Genomic DNA, 4,705 nt, shown 5'->3' on the forward strand with positions numbered 1-4,705 from the left:
AATTAATTTAACATGTATATAAAGACAGTTAGAAGGTAAATCTATTAATAATTAATAAATGAAAAGAAATAAGGAGGATATTGTGAAAGATAAGCTTTTAAGATTTAGTATTGTTCTATTATTATTAAGTATTTTTACAAATTTAAATTGCTATGGTTTTGAAAAAGAAAAAAATGATATAAGCTATGAAATAAGAATGAAGCAGGATTTATTATCATTAATGATTGCATATCCAAGTTATATTGTAGATATAGAAAAGGATTCAAATGACCTTGTATATATAGTTATGAAAAGTGGAAAGAAAATTTTATATGATGATAAGATAGAAAAAGGACATGGAGAAAAAATAACTAATCCAGATTTACAAGACATGCTTGAAGAAATATATCCTTTAGATAGTATTGACTCAGTATTAAAGGAAAAGATAGATCCTGGAAGAATAAGAGTTTATGGATTATTAAATGAGGTTTATGGAAGTAATTTAGAGGAAATAAATAAAAACTTAATTTCTGTAAATACATACTATGGAATATTACCTTTTAACAAACAAAATGGAGCTTCAGATAATCTTAAAAAGGTAATGAAGGAAATTAGTGAGGTGGCAAAAGGTAACGGAAGCATTTTGCAATTTTTACTTCCTATAAGTGGAACATTTAATTATAGAACTATTCAAGATACAGGCAGATTAAGTGCTCATGCTTATGGAATAGCTATAGATTTAAATAGAAGTGATAGTGATTATTGGAAGTGGGCATCAGAAGATGAAGGAACAAAAAGAATAGCATCATATTCAAAGGAACTTGTAAAGATATTTGAGGACAATGGATTTATTTGGGGAGGCAAGTGGAAGCACTTTGATATACTTCATTTTGAATATAGACCTGAATTTATTATAAAATCAAAGTATTTTAATAATGGAGATAATTATACAGAAAGTAATTGGCAAGGAAGTATTCCAGCAAATGAAGATACAAACAAGTTTATAGATCTAATTAACAGCAAGGTATAGATATACTTAATAAAAATATATTTCAACTGTAATATATTCTATGTAAAGACTTTATAAGGCATATATTACAGTTGTTTTTATGAAGAAAAATTTTAATTGTTTATATAATTACAAAAAAAGTTGTTTAATAATATACATAATTGTATATTGTTGCTATAATTACTATAAATAAGCTTCTTAGCATTGGGGAGATTTTTATTTCATTTAAAGGCTATGAAGTTGTTATCTAATGGCGTATCCAATATTAGCTTTTTTATAATGAGAATATTGTTATAATGGACAACCATAAGATAAATATAAGGGGGCGATAAAATGAATAAAGTATTAGAAGTACTAAAAAACAGATCATCTTTAAGAAAATATAAGGATGAAAAAATTTCTAAAGATGATTTAGATTTAATTTTAGAAGGGGCTATGAGAGCACCAACTGCAGGTAATATGATGTTGTATTCTATAATTAAGGTTGAGGATTATGAAAAGAAGTTAACATTAAGCAAAACTTGTGATAACCAACCATTTATAGCAACTGCACCAGTAGTATTAATTTTCCTTGCAGATTTACAAAGATGGTTTGATTACTATGAACATAGTAATGTTAGAGAATATTGCATAAAAAATAATAAAGAGTTCGAAACACCAGATGAAGGAGATTTACTTTTAGCAATTCAAGATGCCATGGCTGCAGCACAAAATGCAGTAATAGCAGCTGAAAGTCTGGGGATAGGCTCATGTTATATAGGTGATATAATAGAGCATTATGAAATACATAAGGAGTTATTTAATTTACCTCCTTGGGCAGCACCTATTTCAATGCTTTGCTTAGGATACAAGGAAGAAAATATAAATAATGATATAAAAGATAGATTTAATTCTAAGTATATAGTATTTGATGAAAAATATAATAGATTATCTGGTGAAGACTTTGAAGAAATGTATAAAGGAAAAGAAAAGCTTGTATTAGAAAATAACGTCTATAAGGCTGAAAATTATGGACAACTTATTTATGGAAGAAAAACTGGAGCAGAATTTTCAAAGGAAATGGAAAGATCATCTAAGTTAATTATAAAAACTTGGGTAGAAGGGAAATAATTATAATAATTAATCAAATATGAATCTTCAGAAAATACTGTGGACAAAGTATATGGAAAATGATAGTATATAGGTATAACAAATTTAATGTGCTATGAGATATGCTCAAACAAAAAATAAGGAAGCTACAATCCTTATTTTTTGTTTGTCTTTTTTTATATTTGGGGATTATAATATATATGGTTTTATATTTTTAAAAATAGCGAGGAAACATATGAGAATAAATAAGCTCCTAAGTAATTTAGGAATTTGCTCAAGAAAAGATGCAAATAGAATAATAGAAGACAATAGAGTAAAAGTAAATGGTAAGCTTTGCATTCCAGGTCAATGGGTTGAAGAGTCAGATGAAATTCTTTTAGATAATAAACCTGTTGAAAAAAAAGAAAAAGTTTATATTGCATTAAATAAGCCAGAAGGAATAACATGTACTGCTGCAAGTGAAGTTAAAGATAATATTATAAGCTTTATAAATTATCCGGAATATATTTTTCCAGTAGGAAGGTTAGATAAGGAATCTGAAGGATTAATTTTACTAACAAATGATGGTGATTTAGCTAATAAAATATTAGAATCTGACAATATGCACGAAAAAGAGTATATAGTTAAATTAAATCGTGATTTTGATGATGATTTTATAAATGGAATGGCTAATGGAGTCCAAATATGTGGAGTTATAACTAGAAAATGCATTGTAGAAAGAATAAGTAATGATACTTTCAAAATAATACTAACTCAAGGATTAAACAAGCAAATAAGAAGAATGAGCAAAGCTTTTGGATATACCGTAATTAATCTTAAGAGAATAAGAATTATGAATATTAATATAAATGGACTAGAAAAAGGAAAATGGCGTTATTTAACAAAGGAAGAAATAGATTATCTAAATAATAATTAATAATATTTTATTTTTTAGGCAAACTATATTAGTCATATATAAATAATTATTTAGCAAGTTAGGAGGAATTTTTATGAATGATATGATTGATAATCTAAAAGATACTGTAAAAGGTGCAAAGGCCATTTTTGAAGAAAAAAAGGATGAAGTTGAAGAAAGATTAGAAGAAAAGAATTTTGCTAGAAAACTTAAAAAGCAAATGAAGGATGAAGAAAAGTAATATATAGAAAAAGTAACTTTATAAAATTTTATAAAGTTACTTTTTTTTATATCTCAATTTTATACGAATAATAATTAAAATAATTTGACAAACTTATGTGATAACTATAAAATTATAGTAAATTTAACCATAACTTTAATAATAAGTATATTATTGATTTTAAGAAGTTAAATTTAGCAATAAGCAATTAAAATAAATAAGGAGTGAGTTATATGAAAGCTATACTAACAGTAATAGGAAAAGATAAGGTAGGAATTGTTGCGGGTGTAAGCAATGAATTGATGAAGTTAAATATTAATATTCTTGATGTTAACCAAACGATAATGGACAAGTATTTTACAATGATTATGATGATTGATTTATCTAAATCAGAGGACTCATTTGAAAATATAAAATCCTCTTTACTTTCTAAAGGAACAGAATTAGGTGTTGATGTGAAAATTCAAAGAGAAGAAATATTTAATTCAATGCACACATTATAATTTGGGGGTAAAGGGATGAATACAAGTAATATATTAGAAACTATTAAAATGATAGATGAAGAAAATCTTGATATAAGAACTATTACAATGGGAATATCTTTATTAGATTGTATAGATTCAGATGGAGATAAATGTAGAGAAAAAATTTATAATAAAATAGTATCTTCTGCAAAGGACTTAGTTAAGGTAGGAAACGAAATAGAAAATGAATTAGGTATTCCAATAGTTAATAAAAGAGTATCAGTTACGCCGATTTCGATAGTAGCAGGTGCAACTGATGAGGAAAACTATGTAAAGTTTGCAGAAACCTTAGATAAGGCTGCAGAAGTTTTAGGGGTAGACTTTATAGGTGGTTTCTCAGCTCTTGTTCAAAAGGGATATACTAAAGGAGATAAAATATTAATAAATTCAATACCAGAAGCATTAGCTAAGACTAGCAAAGTTTGTTCTTCTGTAAATGTTGGATCTACAAGATGTGGAATAAACATGGATGCAGTTAAAGAAATGGGAGAAGTTATAAAAAAAGCAGCTGAATTAACTAAGGATACAAAAGGTTTTGGATGTGCAAAGCTAGTAGTGTTCTGTAATGCAGTTGAAGACAATCCATTTATGGCTGGAGCATTCCATGGTGTAGGAGAAGCAGATAAGGTTATAAGCGTTGGAATAAGTGGTCCTGGTGTTGTTCAAAGGGCTTTAGAAAAAGTAAAGGGAGAATCTTTTGATGTAGTTGCAGAAACTATTAAAAAGACAGCCTTTAAAATCACTAGAGTTGGACAACTAGTAGCTAAGGAAGCATCAGAAAGATTAGGAGTACCATTTGGTATAGTAGACTTATCTTTAGCACCAACTCCAGCTGTTGGTGATTCAGTTGCACATATTTTAGAAGAAATGGGACTTGAAGTAGTTGGTACTCATGGAACTACTGCAGCCTTAGCTCTTTTAAATGATGCAGTAAAAAAAGGTGGAGTAATGGCTTGTAGTCACGTTGGTGGATTAAGTGGTGCATTTAT

6 protein-coding genes are annotated in these 4,705 nt (G+C 27.6%); all 6 read left to right on the top strand.

The window, feature by feature from the left end; translation table 11 throughout:
• Positions 1-58 precede the first annotated feature (58 nt).
• Positions 59-1,009 carry a M15 family metallopeptidase gene (locus tag ACRDBA_RS10440; RefSeq protein ID WP_438572862.1) on the top strand — a complete coding sequence of 317 codons (951 nt, stop codon included), beginning with the start codon at positions 59-61 and terminating at the stop codon, positions 1,007-1,009.
• Between the two features lie 312 nt (positions 1,010-1,321).
• Positions 1,322-2,098, top strand: a complete 777-nt coding sequence (locus ACRDBA_RS10445) for a nitroreductase family protein (protein WP_438572863.1) — start codon at positions 1,322-1,324, stop codon at positions 2,096-2,098.
• Between the two features lie 214 nt (positions 2,099-2,312).
• Positions 2,313-2,993, top strand: a complete 681-nt coding sequence (locus ACRDBA_RS10450; protein WP_438572864.1) for a pseudouridine synthase — start codon at positions 2,313-2,315, stop codon at positions 2,991-2,993.
• A gap of 73 nt (positions 2,994-3,066) precedes the next feature.
• Entirely contained in the window at positions 3,067-3,213 is a 147-nt protein-coding gene (locus tag ACRDBA_RS10455) for a hypothetical protein (protein WP_438572865.1), read from the top strand.
• Positions 3,214-3,425: 212 nt separating this feature from the next.
• Positions 3,426-3,695, top strand: a complete 270-nt coding sequence (locus tag ACRDBA_RS10460; RefSeq protein WP_438572866.1) for an ACT domain-containing protein — start codon at positions 3,426-3,428, stop codon at positions 3,693-3,695.
• 15 nt (positions 3,696-3,710) lie between these two features.
• Positions 3,711-4,705 (top strand): PFL family protein (locus tag ACRDBA_RS10465; RefSeq protein WP_438572867.1); only part of this gene is annotated, 995 nt, incomplete at its 3' end.

Origin of the sequence: Clostridium sp., from assembly GCF_051654825.1 — a bacterium.
Lineage (GTDB): Bacteria > Bacillota > Clostridia > Clostridiales > Clostridiaceae > Clostridium.